The sequence below is a fragment of the Streptomyces sp. P3 genome (assembly GCF_003032475.1).
Taxonomy (GTDB): Bacteria; Actinomycetota; Actinomycetes; order Streptomycetales; family Streptomycetaceae; genus Streptomyces.
Map to the genome: position 1 here is coordinate 6,420,501 of NZ_CP028369.1, position 19,780 is coordinate 6,440,280.

At 72.0% G+C, this 19,780-nt stretch carries 5 protein-coding genes; 3 read left to right on the plus strand and 2 right to left on the minus strand.

Going from position 1 to position 19,780, the window contains the following annotated elements; genetic code table 11:
* The first annotated feature begins 345 nt into the window (after positions 1-345).
* Positions 346-15,846, plus strand: coding sequence for a non-ribosomal peptide synthetase (locus C6376_RS28495; RefSeq protein ID WP_159083282.1), 15,501 nt, complete (start codon positions 346-348; stop codon positions 15,844-15,846).
* 153 nt (positions 15,847-15,999) lie between these two features.
* Here C6376_RS28495 and C6376_RS28500 read toward each other — a convergent pair whose 3' ends face one another.
* The gene (locus C6376_RS28500) at positions 16,000-16,650 is read right to left on the minus strand and encodes a response regulator transcription factor (protein ID WP_107446040.1); all 651 of its coding nucleotides are present in this window, start codon (positions 16,648-16,650) and stop codon (positions 16,000-16,002) included.
* Positions 16,647-17,855 (minus strand): sensor histidine kinase, encoded by a 1,209-nt coding sequence (locus C6376_RS28505; RefSeq protein WP_107446041.1) that lies wholly within the window; start codon positions 17,853-17,855, stop codon positions 16,647-16,649. The genes C6376_RS28500 and C6376_RS28505 overlap by 4 nt, the downstream gene beginning before the upstream one ends.
* A gap of 134 nt (positions 17,856-17,989) precedes the next feature.
* Between C6376_RS28505 and C6376_RS28510 the strand changes: the two genes are divergently transcribed.
* Both C6376_RS28510 and C6376_RS28515 read left to right on the plus strand, forming a co-directional pair.
* Positions 17,990-18,901, plus strand: a complete 912-nt coding sequence (locus C6376_RS28510) for an ABC transporter ATP-binding protein (protein ID WP_173985753.1) — start codon at positions 17,990-17,992, stop codon at positions 18,899-18,901.
* Positions 18,898-19,752 (plus strand): ABC transporter permease, encoded by an 855-nt coding sequence (locus C6376_RS28515; protein WP_216825614.1) that lies wholly within the window; start codon positions 18,898-18,900, stop codon positions 19,750-19,752. Before C6376_RS28510 ends, C6376_RS28515 begins: the two co-directional genes overlap by 4 nt.
* Positions 19,753-19,780: the final 28 nt, after the last annotated feature.

Below are 19,780 nucleotides of genomic sequence, written 5' to 3' on the forward strand. Positions count from 1 at the left end.
CGGAGACGAAAGTGCCAGGCGACACACCGTTTTGTTCTGTAATGCGCGTGGTGTGGGGGGTGGCCGTGTGGGTGGGGAAGTGCTCGGTGGTGGGGTCCGACTGCGGTGTGGGCGGCCTGTCAATGTCGTGGACGGCCGGGCAGGGGGAAGCCGTTCGTGCGGGCATGAGTCCGGCGCTGCACCCGCAGGGCTCAGGGGGCCGGATGCTGGGCTGGGCGGTGCGCGTTTAGAAGCCGTTGTCTTTCCGGATGTGATCACTGAGTTTCCGCTGCTCAGGCATGGTTCCGGTGTCGTCGTGGGAGCGTTCGGGCGATCAGTTCGTCCTGGATGATGCGGAGGTGGCCGGTGGCGTCGGTGATGGGGTTGCTGGAGGAGCGGGAGGCCGTTGCCCGGGTGCGGGTGGAGGAACTTCAGGTGGGCCTGGTCTCCCGTCAGATCGGTTACTGGCGGGAGGCTCTGGCAGATGCGCCGGAGGAACTGGCGCTGCCCGTGGACCGTCCGCGTCCGGCGGTGGCCTCCCACCGAAGTCTCACCGCTGAGGTGGCCGTCCCCGCCGAGGTGCATGCGCGGCTCGCCGAGCTGGCCCGGGCGGAGGGCGTCAGCCTCTTCATGGTGCTGCAGTCGGCGCTGGCGGTGCTGCTGTCGCGGCTGGGGGCGGGCACGGACGTGCCGATCGGTACCGTCGTCGCCGGCCGTACCGATGTGGCGCTGGACGATCTGGTCGGGTTCTTCGTGAACACGCTGGTGATCCGGGCGGATCTGTCGGGGGACCCGACGTTCCGTGAGGTGCTCGACCGGATGCGGGAGACGAGTCTGTCGGCGTTCGATCACCAGGAGGTGCCGTTCGAGAAGCTGGTGGAGGAACTGGCGCCGACGCGGTCGAGGGGGCGCCATCCGCTGTTCCAGACGGTTCTGACGCTGCAGAACAACGCGGAGGCGGCACTCGACCTGCCGGGGCTGGAGGCGAGCGCGCTGTCGGCGGGGGCACCGCCGGTGCGGTTCGATCTGGACCTGGTGCTGGGTGAGACGTTCGACGTGCAGGGTGCGCCGGCGGGTGTGCACGGGACGGTGGCCGGTGCGGCGGACCTGTTCGAGCCGGAGTCGGTCGAGCGGATCGCGGTGCACTTCCTGCGCGTGCTGGCCGCGGTGGCCGCTGACCCACAGATACGGCTGAGCGGCGTCGAGCTGCTCGACGCCGCTGAGCGTCGCCGGGTGCTGGTGGAGTGGAACGACACGGCGGTGGCGGTCGAGCCGACGACGCTGCCGGAGCTGTTCGAGGCGCAGGTGGCACGGACGCCGGACGCGGTGGCGGTGGTCGCCGACGGCGTGGAGCTGTCGTTCGCCGACCTGGATGCGCGGGCGAACCGGCTGGCCCGGTTGCTGGCCGGGCGGGGTGTGGGCCCGGAGTCGGTGGTCGCGGTGGCGTTGGAGCGCGGGACCGACATGCTGGTCTCGCTGCTGGCGGTGATGAAGGCGGGCGGTGCGTATCTGCCGGTGGATCCGGCGTACCCCGTCGACCGAATCGAGATCGCGCTGGCGGACGCCGCACCGGTGGCGGTGGTGACCTCGCGGACCGTGGCCGACACGATGCCGTCCGGCCTGCCGGCGGTCGTGCTGGACGAACCCGCGGTGCTTGCGGAGCTGGCGGGCCTTGCGGATACCTCACCGGGTGTGGAGGTGTTGCCTGAGCACCCGGCATACGTCATCTTCACGTCGGGTTCGACGGGCCGTCCGAAGGGCGTGGCGGTCACGCACTCAGGCCTGGCGAACTACGTGTCGTCGGTGCCGGGCCGGGTGGGCTTCGACGCGCCCGGCGTCCGCTACGCGCTTCTTCAGGCGCAGGTCACGGACTTGGGCAACACGGTGGTGTTCGCGAGTCTGACGACGGGCGGCGTGCTGCACGTGATCGACGAGGGCCTGGTCACGGACCCGTCGGCGGTGTCGGCCCATCTGGCGGAGCACGGGATCGACTGTGTGAAGATCGTCCCCTCGCACCTGGCAGCGCTGTCCTCGGTGGTGGGCGTCGAAGGCGTGCTGCCGACGCGCTCTCTGGTCCTCGGTGGTGAGGCGGCCTCGCCCGCGCTGGTGCGCGAGCTGGTCGAGCACGCTGGTGATCGTGGGGTGTTCAACCACTACGGCCCGACCGAGACCACGATCGGCGTGGCTACGACCCGCCTCGAGGCGGACGGCAGTCTGGTGCCGGTGGGCACGCCGGTGGCGAACACCCGCTTCTACGTCCTCGACGATGCGCTCCGGCCCGTGCCACAGGGTGTCGCGGGTGAGCTGTACGTGGCCGGGGCGCAGCTGGCGCGTGGCTATGTCCGGCGCCCCGGGCTGACGGCTGAGCGGTTCGTGGCGCATCCGTTCGAGCCGGGTGCGCGGATGTATCGCACGGGTGACCGGGCCCGGTGGACGGCGGACGGCAAGGTGGTGTTCCTGGGCCGTGCGGACGAGCAGGTGAAGGTCCGCGGTTTCCGTGTCGAGCCCGCTGAGGTGCAGGCCGTGATCGCCGGGCACCCGCTGGTCGCGCAGACGGTGGTGGCGGCCCGGGAGGACGTCCCGGGTGACGTGCGTCTGGTCGCCTACGTCGTCCCCGTGGGCGAGGCGGGTGCGGCAGAGGCCCTGCCGAACGCGGTCCGGGAGTTCACCGCCCGACGTCTGCCGGAGCACATGGTGCCGTCGGCCGTCGTGCTGCTGGACGCGCTGCCGCTGACCGGCAACGGCAAGCTGGACCGCAAGGCCCTGCCCGCCCCCGTGTATGCGACCGGTGCCGGCCGCGGCCCGGTCAATGCGCGTGAGGAGATCCTCTGTGCGGCCTTCGCCGAGGTCCTGGGGCTGGAGAACGTCGGTGTGGACGACGACTTCTTCCGGCTCGGCGGTCATTCGCTGTTGGCGGTGCATCTGGTCGAGGTGTTGCGCAAGCAGGGTGTGTCGGTGTCGGTGCGGGCGCTGTTCGACACTCCGACCCCGGCCGGCCTGGCGGCGTCGGCGGGTGCGGAGGAGGTCGCCGTCCCGGCGAACCTGATCCCCGCCGACGCGCGGGAGATCACGCCGGACATGCTGCCGCTGGTCGATCTGACCGGTGAGGAAATATCCCGTATCGCGGCGACGGTGGAAGGTGGCTGCGCGAACATCGCGGATGTCTATCCGCTGGCCCCTTTGCAGGAGGGCCTGCTCTTCCATCACCTGATGGCGGAGGGCGGCGAGGACGCCTACCTGATGCCGGTGGTCGTCGAGATGGACTCGCGGGAGCGGGTCGAGGACTTCGCGCGGGCTTTCCAGCAGGTGGTGGACCGGCATGACATCCTGCGGACCTCGTTCGTGTGGGAGGGGCTGCGGGAGCCGGTGCAGGTGGTGTGGCGGCGCGCCGTCCTGCCGGTGACCGAGGTGGCCCTCGACCCCGAGGCCGCGGATCCGGTGGCCGAACTGCAGGCCGTTGTGGGTTTGTCGATGGATCTGGGCCGGGCGCCGTTGATCAGTGTGCACGCGGCCGCGCTGCCCGAGGGCGGGCGCTGGCTGGTGCTGCTGCGGTTGCACCACCTGGTGCAGGACCACACCGCGCTGGAGGTACTGCTCCATGAGGTGCGGGCGTTCCTGGCCGGGCGCGGCGGCGAGCTGCCGCAGCCGCTGCCGTTCCGCGACTTCGTCGCACAGGTGCGCGGCAGTGCGGATCGGGTCGCGCACGAACGGTACTTCGCCGAGCTGCTCGGTGACGTGACCGAGCCCACCGCGCCGTACGAGCTGGTGGACGTCCACGGTGACGGCGCCGCTGTGGAACGCGCGGTGGTGCCGCTCGCGACCGGACTGGTCGACCGACTGCGGAGCGTGGCGCGTCGGGCCGGAACCAGCCCGGCGACGCTGATGCACGTCGCGTGGGCCCGGGTCCTCGGGGCGGTGTCGGGTCATGCGGACGTGGTGTTCGGCACGGTGCTGTTCGGTCGGATGAACGCGGGTGCGGGCGCCGATCGGGTGGCGGGAATGTACCTGAACACGCTCCCGGTGCGGCTGAAGACGGGTGAGCTGGGCGCCCTGGAGGCGGTGACGGCGACGCGCGGTCAGCTCGCCGAACTGCTGGAGCACGAGCACGCCTCCCTGGCCCTGGCCCAGCAGGCCAGCGGCCTTCCGGGCAACACCCCGGTCTTCACCTCGCTGCTCAACTACCGCCACAACACCGGTGCGGAGGCCGAACAGCAGGGTGACACCGTGCCCGAGGGCATGCGGGTGCTGTCCTCGAGCGAGCGCACCAACTACCCGCTCACCGTCTCCGTCGACGACAACGGCGACACGATGGCGCTCGTGGTCGACGCGGTCGCGCCGATCGCTCCGGAGTCCGTCGGCCTGCTGGTGCGGACGGCCGTCGAGGGCCTGGTTCCCCTGGTCGAGACGGCACTGGACGGCGCGCCGGACGAGGCACTCCGAGACGTCCCCGTGCTGGCCACCGAGGAACTGCACCGGATCCTGACGGAGTGGAACGACGCCGGAGCCGAGTCTCCGGGAACCACTCTGCCGGCCCTGTTCGAGGCGCAGGCGGCACAGACTCCCGATGCGGTGGCGATCGTCGCCGATGGCGAGCGGGTCTCGTACGCGGAGTTGGAAGCGCGGGCGAACCGGCTCGCACGGTCGCTGGTTTCGCGCGGTGTGGGTGCGGAGTCGGTGGTGGGCGTCTGCCTGGAGCGCGGCGTCGAGTTGATCGTGGCGCTGTTGGCGGTGGTGAAGGCAGGCGGTGCGTATCTGCCGATCGATCCGGCGTATCCGGCGGACCGGGTGGCGTTCACGATCGACGATGCCAAGGCCGCGCTGGTGCTGACCGAACAGGGGGCGGCGGACCGGTTGTCGGGGTTGGGGGTCGACGTCGTGGCCCTCGACGACCCGGCGGTGGCAGAGGAGTTGGCGCTCCTGAGCGCCGGCGTGCTGTCCACGGACGAGCGCGGGGACTTGGCACCGGACCAGCCGGCGTACGTGATCTACACCTCGGGTTCGACGGGACGTCCCAAGGGTGTGGTGGTGACACACCGGAACGTGACGGACCTGTTCGCCCGGACGCAGGGCCTGTTCGGGTTCGGCCCCGCGGACGTGTGGAGCTGGTTCCACTCCTTCGCGTTCGACTTCTCGGTGTGGGAGTTGTGGGGCGCGCTGCTGCACGGCGGTCGGGTGGCCGTCGTGTCGTACGAGGTGTCGCGTTCGCCGGAGGACTTCGTGGCGCTGGTGGAACGCGAGGGCGTGACGATGCTGAGCCAGACTCCGTCGGCGTTCTACCAGTTCATGGGAGCCGAGGAGCGGCGGCCGGAGGCGGTGCGGTCCTTGCGTGCCGTGGTGTTCGGCGGTGAGGCGCTGGATCCGGTGCGGCTGGCCGGGTGGTGGGAGCGCCATGGTGCGGATGGTCCGCGGTTGGTGAACATGTACGGCATCACCGAGACCACGGTGCACGTGACGTTCCAGGAGCTGGCGGCCGGGGACGCCGCGGGCAGTGTGGTCGGCCGCGGCATTCCCGGGCTGGGCGTGTTCGTGCTGGACGAGCGGTTGCGTCCGGTGCCGGTGGGAGTCGGCGGTGAGGTGTATGTGACCGGTGGTCAGCTGGCGCGCGGCTACCTCGGGCGCGCGGGACTGTCGGCGGAGCGCTTCGTGGCGTCGCCGTTCGGTGCGGCGGGTGAACGGATGTACCGGACCGGTGACCGGGCGCGGTGGGGTGCGGACGGTCTGCTGGAATACCTGGGACGTGCGGACGAGCAGGTGAAGGTCCGCGGCTTCCGGATCGAGCCGGGCGAGATCGGTTCGGTGGTGGCCGAGCATCCCGGGGTGGCGCAGGCGGCGGTCGTCGCGCGCCAGGACGCCGGTGACACCCGGCTGGTGGCCTACGTGGTGCCTGCCGATGGTCATGACGGCGACGAACTCCCCTCCATCACCCACGAGTTCCTGACCGCACGGCTGCCGGAGCACATGGTCCCCTCCGCGATCGTGGTCCTCGACGGACTCCCGTTGACGATCAACGGAAAGCTGGACCGCAAGGCCCTGCCCGCCCCGGAGTACACGGCAAGTGCGGGGCGCGGACCGGCGAACGCCCGCGAAGAGGTTCTCTGCGCCGCCTTCGCCGAGGTACTGGGCCTGGAGAGCGTCGGGGTCGAGGACAACTTCTTCCAGTTGGGCGGCCATTCGCTGCTCGCGGTGCGTCTGGTGGAGGTGCTGCGCGGGCATGGTGTGTCGGTGTCGGTGCGGGCGTTCTTCCAGTCCCCGACGCCGGCCGGCCTGGCGGCGTCGACGGGCGCGACGCAGGTGGAGGTGCCGGCGAACCTGATCCCCGCGGACGCCGTGGAGATCACCCCGGAGATGCTGCCCCTGGTGGAGCTGACCGCTGACGAGATCGCCGGAGTCGTCGCGACGGTCCAGGGCGGTGCGGCGAACGTGGCGGACGTCTATCCGTTGGCACCGCTGCAGCAGGGCCTGTGGTTCCACCACCTCATGGCCGAGGGCGGTGTGGATGCGTATGTGCTGCCCACGGTGCTGGAGTTCGCGTCGCGGACGCGTCTGGACGCGTTCGTCGAGGCGCTGCAACGGGTCGTGGACCGGCATGACATCTTCCGCACCTCGATCGTGTGGAAGGGGCTGGTCGAGCCGGTGCAGGTGGTGTGGCGCAAGGCCGTGCTGCCGGTTGCGGAGGTGGCGCTGGATCCGCAGGCCGGGGACCAGGTCGAGCAGTTGCTGGCCCTCGCCGGCCTGTCGGTGGACCTGGGCCGTGCGCCGTTGATCGACATACATGTGGCGGCGGTGCCGGAGGGCGACAGCTGGCTGGCGCTGATGCGCGTGCATCACATCGTGCAGGACCACACGGCGGTCGAGGTGCTGCTGAGAGAGGTGGAGGCGTTCCTGACGGGGCGTGGTGACACGCTGCCGGAGCCACTGCCGTTCCGTACCTTCGTCGCGCAGGCGCGTGGTGGCGTGGCGCAGGCGGAGCACGAGCGGTACTTCGCCGACCTGCTGGACGACGTGGAGGAGCCGACCGCGCCGTTCGGGCTGGTGGACGTGCGCGGTGACGGCGCGGCCGCGGTGCGTCGGATGGTGCCGTTCCCGCCGGAGCTGCACGAGCGCCTGCGTGAGGTCTCGCGTCGCCTGGGGACGAGCGCGGCGACGGTGCTGCATGTGGCGTGGGCGCGCGTGCTGGCTGCGGTCAGCAGTCGTGACGACGTCGTTTTCGGCACGGTGCTGTTCGGCCGGATGAACTCGGGCGAGGGTTCGGCGCAGGTGCTCGGACCGTTCATCAACACCTTGCCGGTGCGGGTGCGCACGGGTGAGCTGAGCGTGCTGGGCGCGGTCACGGGCATGCGTGCCCAGCTGGCTGACCTGCTGGAGCACGAGCACGCGTCGTTGGCGCTGGCCCAGCAGGCCAGCGGAGTCGCGGGCGACACACCACTGTTCACCTCGTTCCTCAACTACCGCCACAACACGGCTCCGAGTGCCGCGCGGGCATCGGCCGACGGCTTGGCCGGCATACGGCAGGTGTACGCGCGGGAGCGCACCAACTATCCGTTGAGCGTCTCGGTCAACGACACCGGCGAGTCGATCGCGCTGGACGTGGACGCGGTGGCCCCGGTCGACCCCGAGGCGGTGGGCGTGCTGCTGCGCACGGCCACCGAGCAACTGGTCGGCGCGCTGGAGACGGCGCTGGCCACAGGCGCGGACCAGCGGCTGAACACGCTCCCGGTGCTGGCCGAGGAGGAGCTGCGCCGGGTCCTCACCGAGTGGAACGACACGGCGACCGAGGTGTCCCCGGTGCCCGTGGTCGGGCAGTTCGAGCAGTGGGCGGCGCGGACCCCCGACGCGGTGGCGGTCGTCGCCGACGGCGAGGAGGTGTCGTACGCCGAGCTGGATGCCCGGGCGAACCGGCTGGCGCACCGGTTGGCGGGCCGCGGGGTCGGCCCGGAGTCGGTGGTCGCCCTGGCCCTGGAGCGGGGCGTGGACCTGGTCGTCGCGGTGCTGGCGGTGCTGAAGTCGGGTGCCGCCCACCTGCCGGTGGACCCGGAGTACCCGGCCGAGCGGATCGCCTTCATGCTCGAGGACGCGTGTCCCGCGCTGGTGCTGGCCTCGGCGGCCACGGCCGAAGTGGTCGAACGGGCGGGGACGCCGGTGCTGCTGGTGGACTCCGCGGAGGTACTCCGGGAGCCGGCCGCCCCGGCCGAGCGGCCCGCGGCGCTGCCCGGGCAGCTGGCGTACGTGATCTACACCTCGGGGTCGACGGGTCGGCCGAAGGGTGTGGGTGTTCCGCTGGCGGCGTTCGCGAACACGGTGGCGGCGCTGGCCCGCTTCGGGGCCGGTCCGGGCTCGCGGGTGGCGCAGTTCGCCTCGGTGAGCTTCGACAACTTCTGCCTGGAATGGTCGCTGGCCCTCACATACGGGGCGACGTTGGTCGTGGTCCCGCCGAACCGGCGTCTGGGCGCCGAGCTGGCCGGCTTCTTCACCGAGGCCGGGGTGACACACGCGACCCTGCCGCCTGCGGTGCTGGCGGCTCTGGAGGAGGGCTCGATCGGCGCCGAGGTGGTGCTGGAGGTCGGCGGCGAGGCCTGCCCGCCGGAGCTGGTCGAGCGCTGGGCCGCCGGGCGGCGGCTGTTCAACACCTACGGCCCGACCGAGACGACCGTGGACGCGCTCAGCTGGCAGGCGCGGCCCGGGGTGACGGACGTACCGATCGGCGCGCCGATCGCGAACACCCGGGCGTACGTGCTGGACGGCGCGCTGTCGCCGGTCCCGTCGGGCGCGGCCGGTGAGCTCTACCTGGCGGGCGCGGGTCTGGCACGCGGTTACCTGGGGCGTGCGGGTCTGACGGCGGAGCGGTTCGTCGCCGATCCGTTCGGCGGGGCGGGCGAGCGCCTGTACCGCACGGGCGACCTGGTGCGCCGGAACGCCCGGGGTGAGATGGAGTACCTCGGCCGGGCCGACGACCAGGTGAAGGTCCGTGGCTTCCGGATCGAGCTGGGCGAGGTCCGGGCCGCGGTGGCCGCGCACCCGCAGGTCCTTCAGGCGGCCGTGGTCGTCCGGGGGGAGGAGGTCGGTGACGCGCTCCTGGTGGCCTACGTGGTCGCCGCCCAGGGCACGGTCGGACTGCCCGCCTCGGTCCGCGACTTCGTCGCCGAGCGGCTGCCCGGGTACATGGTGCCGTCCGCCGTGGTGGTGCTGGACGCGCTGCCGCTGACGGTGAACGGCAAGCTCGACCACAGGGCCCTGCCCGCCCCGCAGTACGCGGCCGGCACGGGCCGTGGCCCTGCCACCCTCCAGGAGGAGCTGCTGTGCGGCGTGTTCGCACAGGTGCTGGGCCTGCCCGAGGTCGGCGTGGACGACGACTTCTTCGCCCTCGGCGGCCACTCCCTGCTCGCCACCCGGCTGATGAGCCGGATCCGCACCGTCCTCGGGGTCGAGGTGCCACTGCGCACGTTGTTCGACGCCCCGACCGTGGCCGGCCTGGCCGCCCGCCTGGGCGACGCCGGGACGGCGCGGACGGCGCTGACGGCAGGGGAGCGGCCGGAGCGGGTGCCGCTGTCGTACGGCCAGCGCCGCGTGTGGTTCCTGGGGCAGCTGGAGGGCCCGAGCGCGACCTACAACGTGCCGGTCGCCCTGCGGCTGGTCGGCCGGCTGGAGGAGGAGGCACTAAACGCGGCCCTGCTGGACGTGATCGGCCGGCACGAGGTGCTGCGCACGGTCTTCCCGGTCGTGGACGACGAGCCCTACCAGCGGGTCCTCCCGGCGGAGGGGCCGGCCTGGCGGCTGTCGGTGGCAGAGGTGGCCGCGGAGGAGCTGGAACCTGCGATCGCCGAGGCGGCGGCGCACCTCTTCGACCTGGCGTCGGAACTGCCGATCAGGGCGTCGCTGTTCCGGACCGCTCCCGAGGAGCACGTCCTGGTGGTGACGATCCACCACATCGCCAGTGACGGCTGGTCGACGGGCGTGCTGGCCCGCGACCTCTCGGTGGCCTACGCGGCGCGCACGGCCGGCCGTGCGCCGCAGTGGCAGCCGCTGCCCGTCCAGTACGCCGACTACGCGCTGTGGCAGCGCGGCCTGCTGGGCGACGAGCACGATCCGGAGAGCATGATCTCCCGCCAGGCCGACTACTGGCGCGGCGCGCTGGCGGGGGCGCCGGAGAAACTCGACCTGTCCTTCGACCGCCCGCGTCCCGCCGTGCCCTCGCACCGCGGTCACCAGGTGCCGGTCGCGGTGCCGGCGGAGGTCCACGCCCGGCTGGTGGAACTGGCGCGGGCCGAGGGCGTGACGGTGTTCATGGTGCTGCAGGGCGCCCTGGCGGTGTTGTTGTCGCGCCTGGGCGCCGGCACGGACATCCCGATCGGCTCGCCCCACGCCGGCCGCACCGACGACGCACTCAGCGACCTGGTCGGTTTCTTCCTCAACACCCTGGTGGTGCGCACCGACCTGTCGGGCGACCCGACCTTCCGTCAGGTGCTGGGCCGAGTGCGCGAGCGCAGCCTGGAGGCGTTCACGCACCAGGACGTGCCGTTCGAGCGGCTGGTGGAGGAGCTGGCCCCGAACCGCTCGATGGCCCACCACGCCCTGTTCCAGGTGATGCTCACCCTGCAGAACACCGAGCAGGCGGTGCTGGAACTGCCCGGCCTGCGGGTCGAGCAGCGCCGGGCCGGACGGACGCCGGCCCGGTTCGACCTCGATGTCATCGTGTCCGAGTCGTTCGACGAGCAGGGCGCACCGGCGGGCGTGCGGGGTTCGGTGACCGCGGCGGCGGACCTGCTCGACGAGGCCTCCGCCGAGCGCCTGGTGGCCCGGCTCGTGCACGTGCTGGACGTCCTCACGGGCGACCCGCAGATCCGGCTGAGCACCGTGGACGTGCTGGACGCGGCCGAGCGCGGGCGGCTGCTGGAGGAGTGGAACGCCACCGCTGCCGACGTGCCCTCGGGAACAGTGGCGGAGCTGTTCGCCGCGCAGGTGGCACGCGATCCGGCCGCGGTGGCGGTGGTGGCCGCCGACGACGAGGAGGTGACCTACGCCGAACTGGACGCACGGGCGAACAGCCTGGCCCGGTACCTGGTCGGCCGGGGTGTGGGCGCGGAGTCGATCGTCGGGGTCTGCCTGGAGCGCGGCGTCGACCTGATGGTGGCCCTCCTCGCCGTCGCGAAGGCGGGCGGCGCCTACCTGCCGATCGACCCTGCCTACCCGGTGGACCGCATCGCGTACATGCTGGAGGACGCCGAGCCCGCCGTGGTACTGGCTTCCTCGGGCACGGCTCCGGTCGTGCCCGGCTCCGCGGTGCTGGTGGACGCCCCGGAGACGACGGCGGCGGACGGCGGCGCCCTGGCCGCCCCGTCGGTCCGGTTGGAGAACCCGGCCTACGTGATCTACACCTCGGGCTCGACCGGGCGTCCCAAGGGCGTGCTGGTCTCCCACACGGGTGTCGCGAGCCTGGTGGCGGGCCACGTCCGCCGGCTGGGGGTCGGCGCCGGGTCGCGGGTGGGGCAGTTCGCCTCGCCGGGCTTCGACACCTTCGGTTGGGAGTGGCTGATGGCCCTGCTGACCGGCGCGACCCTGGTGGTGATCCCGCAGGAGCGCCGACTGGGCGAGGCCCTGCCGCAGTTCCTCGCCGCGGAGCGGGTCACGCATGTGACGCTGCCGCCGGCCGTGCTGGCCACCCTGGACGAGCAGTCGATCGGCGCGGACACGGTCCTGGTGACCGCCGGTGAGGCCTGCCCGCCCGACGTGATGGCCCGCTGGGCGCGCGGCCACCGGCTGTTCAACTCCTACGGCCCGACCGAGACCACGGTCGACGCGACGCTGTGGCGCTGCGACCCGCAGGCCGGGGAGGTCGCGATCGGCGCGCCGGTCGTCAACACCCGTGTCTTCGTCCTGGACGAGTTCCTCGCCCCGGTGCCGGTCGGCGTGCCCGGCGAGCTGTACGTCGCCGGCATCGGCCTGGCGCGCGGCTACCTGGGCCGCCCCGGCCTGACGGCGGAACGCTTCGTCGCCAACCCCTTCGGCGGCCCCGGCGAGCGGTTCTACCGCACGGGCGACCGGGCCCGCTGGACGGCCGACGGGCAGTTGGTGTTCGCCGGCCGCACGGACGACCAGGTGAAGATCCGCGGCTTCCGTATCGAACCGGGCGAGATCGAGAACGTCATCGCCTCGCACCCGCAGGTCGCCCAGGCCGCCGTCGTCGTGCGCGAGGACACGCCCGCAGAGAAGCGCCTGGTCGCCTACGTGGTCGCCGACGGCGCGCCCGCCGACCTTCCCGGGCTGGTCACCCGTCTGGCCGCCGAGCGGCTGCCGGAGTACATGGTGCCGTCGGCGGTCGTGCTCCTCGACGCCCTGCCGATCACCGTGAACGGCAAGCTGGACCGCAAGGCGCTGCCCGCCCCCGAGGAGCGTCCCGCCGTGGGCCGGGGCCCCGCGAACCCGCGCGAGGAACTCCTGTGCGGCGTGTTCGCACAGATCCTCGGCGTCGAAAGCGTCGGCGTCGACGACGACTTCTTCGCCCTCGGCGGCCACTCCCTGCTCGCCGTCCGGCTGGCCAGCCGGATCCGCGCGGTGCTCGGCGTGAACCTGGACATCCGGGTCCTGTTCGACGCCCCGACCGTCGCGGCCCTGGCCGCCCGGATCGCCGACGAGGACGGCAACGACCGGCCGGCCCTGATGCCGATGGAGCGCCCCGACCGGGTGCCGCTGTCCTACGCGCAGCGCCGGATGTGGTTCATCGGCCAGCTCCAGGACGCCGGTGCCGCCTACAACGTCCCGATGGCGCTGAAGCTGCCGGAGCAGATCGACCGCCAGGCCCTCGGCGCGGCCCTGCGGGATGTACTCGGCCGGCATGAGGTGCTGCGCACCGTGCTGCCGACGGAGAACGGCGAGCCCCACCAGCGGATCATCCCGCTCGAGGAGTTGGAGTGGGAGTTGTCGGTGGTGGAGGTGGCGCCAAAGGAGCTGGAGGGCGCCGTGGCCGAGGTCGCGGGCCATGTGTTCGATCTGGCGGTGGAGGTGCCGATCCGGGCGTGGTTGTTGGAGGCGGGGCCGCGGGAGCGGGTGCTGGCGGTCGTGGTGCATCACATCGCCGGTGACGGCTGGTCGTGGGCGCCGCTGGCGCGGGATCTGTCGGTGGCGTACGCGGCGCGTGCGGGGGGTCGAATGCCGCTGTGGGAGCCGCTTCCGGTGCAGTACGCGGATTACGCGTTGTGGCAGCGGGAGTTGCTGGGTGAGGCCGGCGATCCAAAAAGCCTGCTGTGGCGTCAGATGGAGTACTGGCGCGCTGAGTTGGCGGGTGTGCCGGAGGAGTTGGCGCTGCCGGTGGATCGTGTGCGTCCGGCGGTGGCGTCGAACCGTGGTCATGAGGTGAGGGTGGAGGTTCCGGCGGTGTTGCACGCGGAGCTGGCGCGGGTGGCGCGGGCCGAGGGTGTGACGATGTTCATGGTGTTGCAGTCGGCGCTGGCGGTGTTGTTGTCGCGGCTGGGTGCGGGCGCGGATGTGCCGATCGGTGCGGCGAACGCGGGTCGTACGGATGCGGCGTTGGAGGATCTGGTCGGGTTCTTCGTGAACACGTTGGTGATCCGGGCGGATCTGTCGGGTGATCCGTCGTTCCGTGAGGTGCTGGGCCGGGTGCGGGAGACGAGTCTGTCGGCGTTCGAGCACCAGGACGTGCCGTTCGAGCGGCTGGTGGAGGAGCTGGCGCCGGCGCGTTCGATGGGCCGTCATCCGTTGTTCCAGACGGTCTTCACGATGCAGAACAATGCGCGGGCCGTCCTTGATCTCCCGGGTACGGGAGTGAGTGGGATGCCGACGGGTGCGGCCACGGCGGCGCGGTTCGACCTGGATGTGCTGCTGGGCGAGGCTTTTGATGCGCAGGGCGCGCCGGCGGGTGTGTTCGGCACGGTGATCGGTGCGGCGGATCTGTTCGAGGCGGAGTCGGTCGAGCGGATCGCGGAGCGCCTGGTGCGGGTGCTGGAGCTGGTGGCGGGCGATCCGGGGCTGCGGCTGAGTGGTGTGGACGTCCTGGAGGAGACCGAACGGCGGCGGGTGCTTGCCGAGTGGAACGACACCGGGGTGGATTTCGGTGCGGCTCTGGTACCGGAGTTGTTCGCGGTCCAGGCGGTGCGTACACCGGATGCGGTGGCCGTGAGGGCGGACGGTGAGGAGGTGTCGTACCGGGAGCTGGATGAGCGGGCGAACCGACTGGCCCACTATCTGCTGGCGCAGGGGGTCGGCGCGGAGTCGCTGGTCGGCATCTGCCTCCCGCGGGGCGTGGACATGATGGTGGCCCTCCTCGCCACCTGGAAGGCGGGTGCCGGCTATCTGCCGGTCGATCCGGAGTACCCGGCGGAGCGCATCGCGTTCATGCTGGCGGACAGTGGCGCGGTGCTGACGCTCACCGACGAGGAGGTGCTGGACGAACTCCCGGCCGGGCGGGCCCGGGTGGTGGCGGTCGACGGTGCGCTCACGGCGACGCAGGTGGCCGCCCTGCCGACGACCGCTCCCGGGGTGCCGGTGTCGGCGGACGGTCTGGCGTACGTGATCTACACGTCGGGCTCGACGGGTCGGCCGAAGGGCGTGGCGGTCACGCACGGCGGGCTCGCCAACTACGCGCGGCATGCGGCCGGTTCGTACGGCGCGGAAGGCGGTGCGCCGCTGCACTCGTCGCTGGCGTTCGACCTGACGGTGACCAGCGTGGTCGTACCGCTGATCTCGGGTGCGCCGGTGGTGGTGAGCCGGGAGGGCGGTGCCGAGGGACTGGCGCAGCTGCTGCGTGACGGCGGAGGGTTCGGTCTGGTGAAGGCCGTCCCGGCACATCTGCCGCTGCTGGGCGAGATGCTGTCGGACGGCCAGGCGAAGGGTGCTGCGGCCACCTGGGTGGTCGGTGGCGAGGCACTGCCGGCCGCAGTGGTGCGGTCCTGGCTGGAGCGGGCTCCCGAGTCGGTGGTGGTGAACGAGTACGGGCCGACGGAGACCGTGGTGGGCTGCGCGGTGTTCGCGTTGAGGGCCGGGCAGGAGATGGGCGAGCCGGTCCCGGTCGGCCGTCCGATCGCCAACACCCGCCTTTATGTGCTGGACGCGTACCTGCGCCCGGTGGCGCCGGGCGTGGCGGGTGAGCTGTACATCGCGGGTACGCAGTTGGCGCGTGGTTATGTCAAGCGCCCGGGCCTGACGGCTGAGCGGTTCGTCGCGAACCCCTTCGAGCCCGCTCTGCGCATGTACCGCTCGGGTGATGTGGCGCGCTGGCGTACGGACGGGCAGCTGGAGTATCTGGGCCGGGCGGACGAGCAGGTCAAGGTCCGCGGTTTCCGGATCGAGCCCGGTGAGGTCCAGGCCGTGCTGGCTGCCCACCCGCAGGTCGCGCAGGCCGCGGTGATCGCCCGGCAGGACGTCCCCGGGGACACCCGGCTGGTGGCGTACGTCGTCGCCGACGACGAGGTCGGCGGACTCCCGGACACCGTCCTGGCGTTCGCCGCCAAACGGCTCCCGGAGTACATGGTCCCGTCGGCCGTCGTGGTGCTGGACGCTCTGCCGCTGACCGGCAACGGCAAGCTGGACCGCAAGGCCCTGCCCGTCCCGGACTACGCCGCCGGCGCGGGTGCCGGCCGGGCCCCGGCCAACCCCCAGGAGCAGCTGCTGTGCCAGGCCTTCGCAGCGGTCCTGGGGCTGGAGAAGGTGGGCGTCGATGACGACTTCTTCGAGCTGGGCGGGCACTCGCTGCTGGCCGTGGAACTGGTCGCCCGGATCCGTGCCGTGCTGGAGGTCGAGGTGCCGATCAGGACGCTGTTCGACGCGCCGACCGTGGCGGGACTCGCGCAGCGGCTCGGCACCGAGAAGTCGAGCCGGCCGGCCCTGCGGCCGATGCGCGACCGGGACGCCCGATGAGGACGCGGCACTGACCGGACCGGCCCGGGTGGACCGGCCCGGGTGAACGCCGCCGGCCGGCTGCCGCGGTCCGTGGAAGCGGACGCGGCCGCCGGCCGGCGACGGCGGATCGGGTCGGGGCACGCGGGCATCGGCCCGTGTACCCGGCCGTGGTTACGGGGTCACCAGGCCGGCCTCGTAAGCCATGATCACCAGCTGGACCCGGTCGCGGGCGTTCAGCTTGGCCAGCAGCCGAGTGACGTAGGTCTTGGCGGTGGCGACGCTGATCACCAGTTGCTCGGCCAGCTCGGTGTTGGACATCCCCTGGGCCACCAGGGTGAGCACCTCGCGCTCGCGGTGGGTGATGCCGGTGAGCGTCCGCCGAGGCTTTGCGCCGGTCGGGCGGCCGGCGAACTCCTTGATCAGCCGGCGGGTGACGCTGGGGGCGATCAGAGCGTCGCCGTCGGCGACCACCCGCACAGCGGCCAGGATCTCGTCCAGGCCCATGTCCTTGACCAGGAAGCCGGCGGCGCCGGCCTGCAGTGCGCCGTAGACGTAGTCGTCGTCGTCGAAGGTGGTGAGGACCAGGATCTGGGCCTTGCCGGGGCCGGCGGTGATCTTCTGGGTGGCCTCGATGCCGTCCATGTCGGGCATCCGGATGTCCATCACCACGACGTCGGGCTCCAGGGCGGCGGTCAGTTCCACCGCCTCGGCGCCGTCGCCGGCCTGGCCGACCACCTCCAGATCGGGGGTGTCGGCCATCACGAGCTGCAGGGCGGTGCGGATCAGCTGCTGGTCGTCGGCCAGCAGTACGCGGATCGTCATCGGACCGCCTCCGGGACGGGAAGACGGGCGGCCACCCGGAAGCCGCCCTCGGGAAGCGGTTCGGCGGAGAACTCGCCGCGCAACAGGTCGACCCGCTCGCGCATGCCCACGAGCCCGAATCCGGACCCGGCGGATCCACTGCGGGGGTGCCGGCGGCCCTGGTTGAGGACCTCGATGAACAGCTCCGAATCCTGGCAGTCGATGGACACCCGGCATGCCTTGGTGTCGGCGTGGCGCACCACGTTGGTGACCGCCTCCTGGACGATCCGGAAGGCCGACATGTCGACCTCGGGGGGAAGATGCCGCCGCTCGCCGCTCCACCGCACGTCGACCGTGACGCCGGCGGCTGCCGTGGTCGCCGCCAGCCGGTCGACGTTGGCCAGACCGGGGCCCGGCTCCAGCGGGGCCGGCTCGGCTTCCGAGCCGGGCTTCGGCTGCCGGAGGACGCCGAGCATCCGGCGCAGCCCGGCCAGCGTCTCCCGGCTCGCGGTCTCGATCTCGCCCAGCGCGGTGCGTGCCTGGTCCGGCTGGGTCTCGATGACCCGGCGGGCGGCGCCGGACTGCAGGGCCACGATGCCGATGGTGTGCGCGACCATGTCGTGGAGTTCCCGGGCGATCCGCAGCCGCTCGGCGGTGACCGCCCGGGCGGCCGCCTGGACGCTGAGCTCCTTGGCGTGTTCGCGGGCCTGGCGCATCGAGTGGCCGATCAGCAGGGCGATGACGGCCAGCAGCACCGCTCCCTGGGCGTCGCCGGTGTCGGCGCCCGGAACCATGAGGATGTGCGCGAGCAGGACGCCGATCAGCATGCCCGCCGCGATGCGCGCGGTCCGCCGGGGCCGGGTGGCCGTGATCACGAGCAGGGCGATGTCCGCCGAGAGGAACTGCAGCGGCGGGAACTGAGAACCGGACGACCAGCCCTTCGTCACGCTCACCGAGGCGGCGATCAGCAGGGCGAGACCGGCCAACGGCCGGCGCGCCAGCAGTGCGCTGCCCGCGAGCGCCATCAGTGCCGCCGCGCCCACCATGGCCCAGTCCCGGCTCGTCGCACCCGAACGGTTGCCCATCGCGGCGCCGTTGAACCAGGCGGCGGCACCGCTCCGCCCGACGAGCAGCGTGGGGTAGAGGGTGACCACCAGCCAGGTGAGGGCTGTCCAGGCGCCGGGTGGCACGCGTTTGAGCAGCGGGAGAATCAGCGTGGCGTACATATGCCGAGGGTAGCCAGGCGTCCCGAACGGGGCATCGGACCACGGGTGTACGACCGTGGCTTACACACGGGGGCGGGCGAGTGTCACCACAGGGGCGATGTGCGGAACACCGCGCCGGCAGCAGGATGGGCCGCATGATCGAAGTCCACGAGATGACGAAGCGCTACGGCAAGAAGCTGGCGGTCAACAACCTGAGCTTCACTGTGCATCCCGGTCAGGTGACCGGGTTCCTCGGCCCCAACGGGGCCGGCAAGAGCACCACTTTGCGGTTGATGCTCGGCCTGCACACCCCCACCAGCGGGACCGTCACGATCGACGGCCGTCCGTTCCGCTCGTTGCCCCGTGGAATGCGGCACGTCGGCGCCCTGCTGGACGCCGGTGACGTGCACGGCGGGCGCACCGCCCGGGCCCACCTGCGGGCGCTGGCCCGCAGCAACAGGATCCCGCGCAGCCGGGTGGAGGAGGTGCTGCGGGAGGTCGGCATCGCGGACGCGGCGAACCGCCGGATCGGTGGCTTCTCCCTCGGCATGCGCCAGCGCCTCGGCATCGCCACCGCGCTGCTCGGCGACCCGCCGGTGCTGCTCTTCGACGAACCGCTCAACGGGCTCGACCCGGAGGGCGTGCACTGGGTACGCGGTCTGTTCCGCCGCCTGGCCGCCGAGGGGCGCACGGTCTTCGTCTCCAGTCACCTGATGTCGGAGATGGAGCACACCGCCGACCAGCTCGTCGTCCTCGGCCGGGGGGAGCTGATCGCCGTGGAGAGCGTGGCGCAGTTCGCGGCCCGTGGGGCCCGCCGGAGCGTGTCGGTCCGTACGCCGGACCCGGCGGCGCTCCTGCCGCTGCTCAGCGACGAGGGTGCGGAGGTGGAGCGCGAACCCGACGGGAGGCTCAGGGTGGTCGGGCTGGACGCGGACCGGATCGCCGAGATCGCGTTCCAGAACCGCATTCTGGTGCACGAGTTGACCAACCACACCAGCTCGCTGGAGGAGGCGTTCATGGAACTGACCGCCGACAGCGTCGAGTACGTCGCAGGAGAGACCAAGTGACTGCGCAGACGACGTCGAAGACGACCCCGGAGTCCGACGAGCGGCCACGGGAGCCCGAGGCCCGTTTCAGTGATCTGCTCGCCGCCGAGTGGATCAAGCTGTGGTCACTGCGCTCGATCCCCTGGGCCTTCGCCGGCACGCTGGCGCTCATCCTCACCATCACCGTCACCGGCGCCTTCGCCGACGCGCAGCACTACACCGGTAACGACGAGAAGGGCCAGGCGTACTTCCGGGCGTTCGGGACGGTGAGCGCCTCCTTCAACACCGGCGCCGCCACCATGCTGATCGTGGGCGCCGGTGCCATCGGCGCCATCACGGTCCTCGGTGAGTACACCACCGGCATGATCCGGACGACCTTCACGGCCGTACCGGCCCGCCGTTCGGTGATGGCCGCGAAGGTTGCGGTGACCATCGCCGCGGCGACCGCCCTCGGAGTGGTCGCGGCACTGCTCTCGTTCGGTGCGGCTCAGACCGTGCTGTCCGGCCAGGACGCCGGCGTGGGTTTCGGGCACCCCGGGATCGTGCGCCTGCTCATCGCCTCCGCGGCGCTCGCTCCGGTGGCCGCCCTCGTGGGCATGGGGCTGGCCGCGCTGATCCGGCACAGCGTACTGACCATCGTGGTCACGATCGCCCTCCTCTTCGTCGTTCCCTCGGTGATCAACGGCCAGAGTCACCTCGGCGCGAGCCTCCTGCACATGACGATCCTGCAGGCCTGGCGGCGCATCGGCTACAACCAGGCCGTGGGGGAGATGTGGCCGTGGACGATGGAGGGTGCCTACATCGTGCTCGCCGTCTGGTCGCTGGTCGCCGCCGGGCTGGCCATCCTCACCGCCCACCACCGGGACCAGTGAGCGGCGCCGCCGCCGGCCCTCCGCCCGG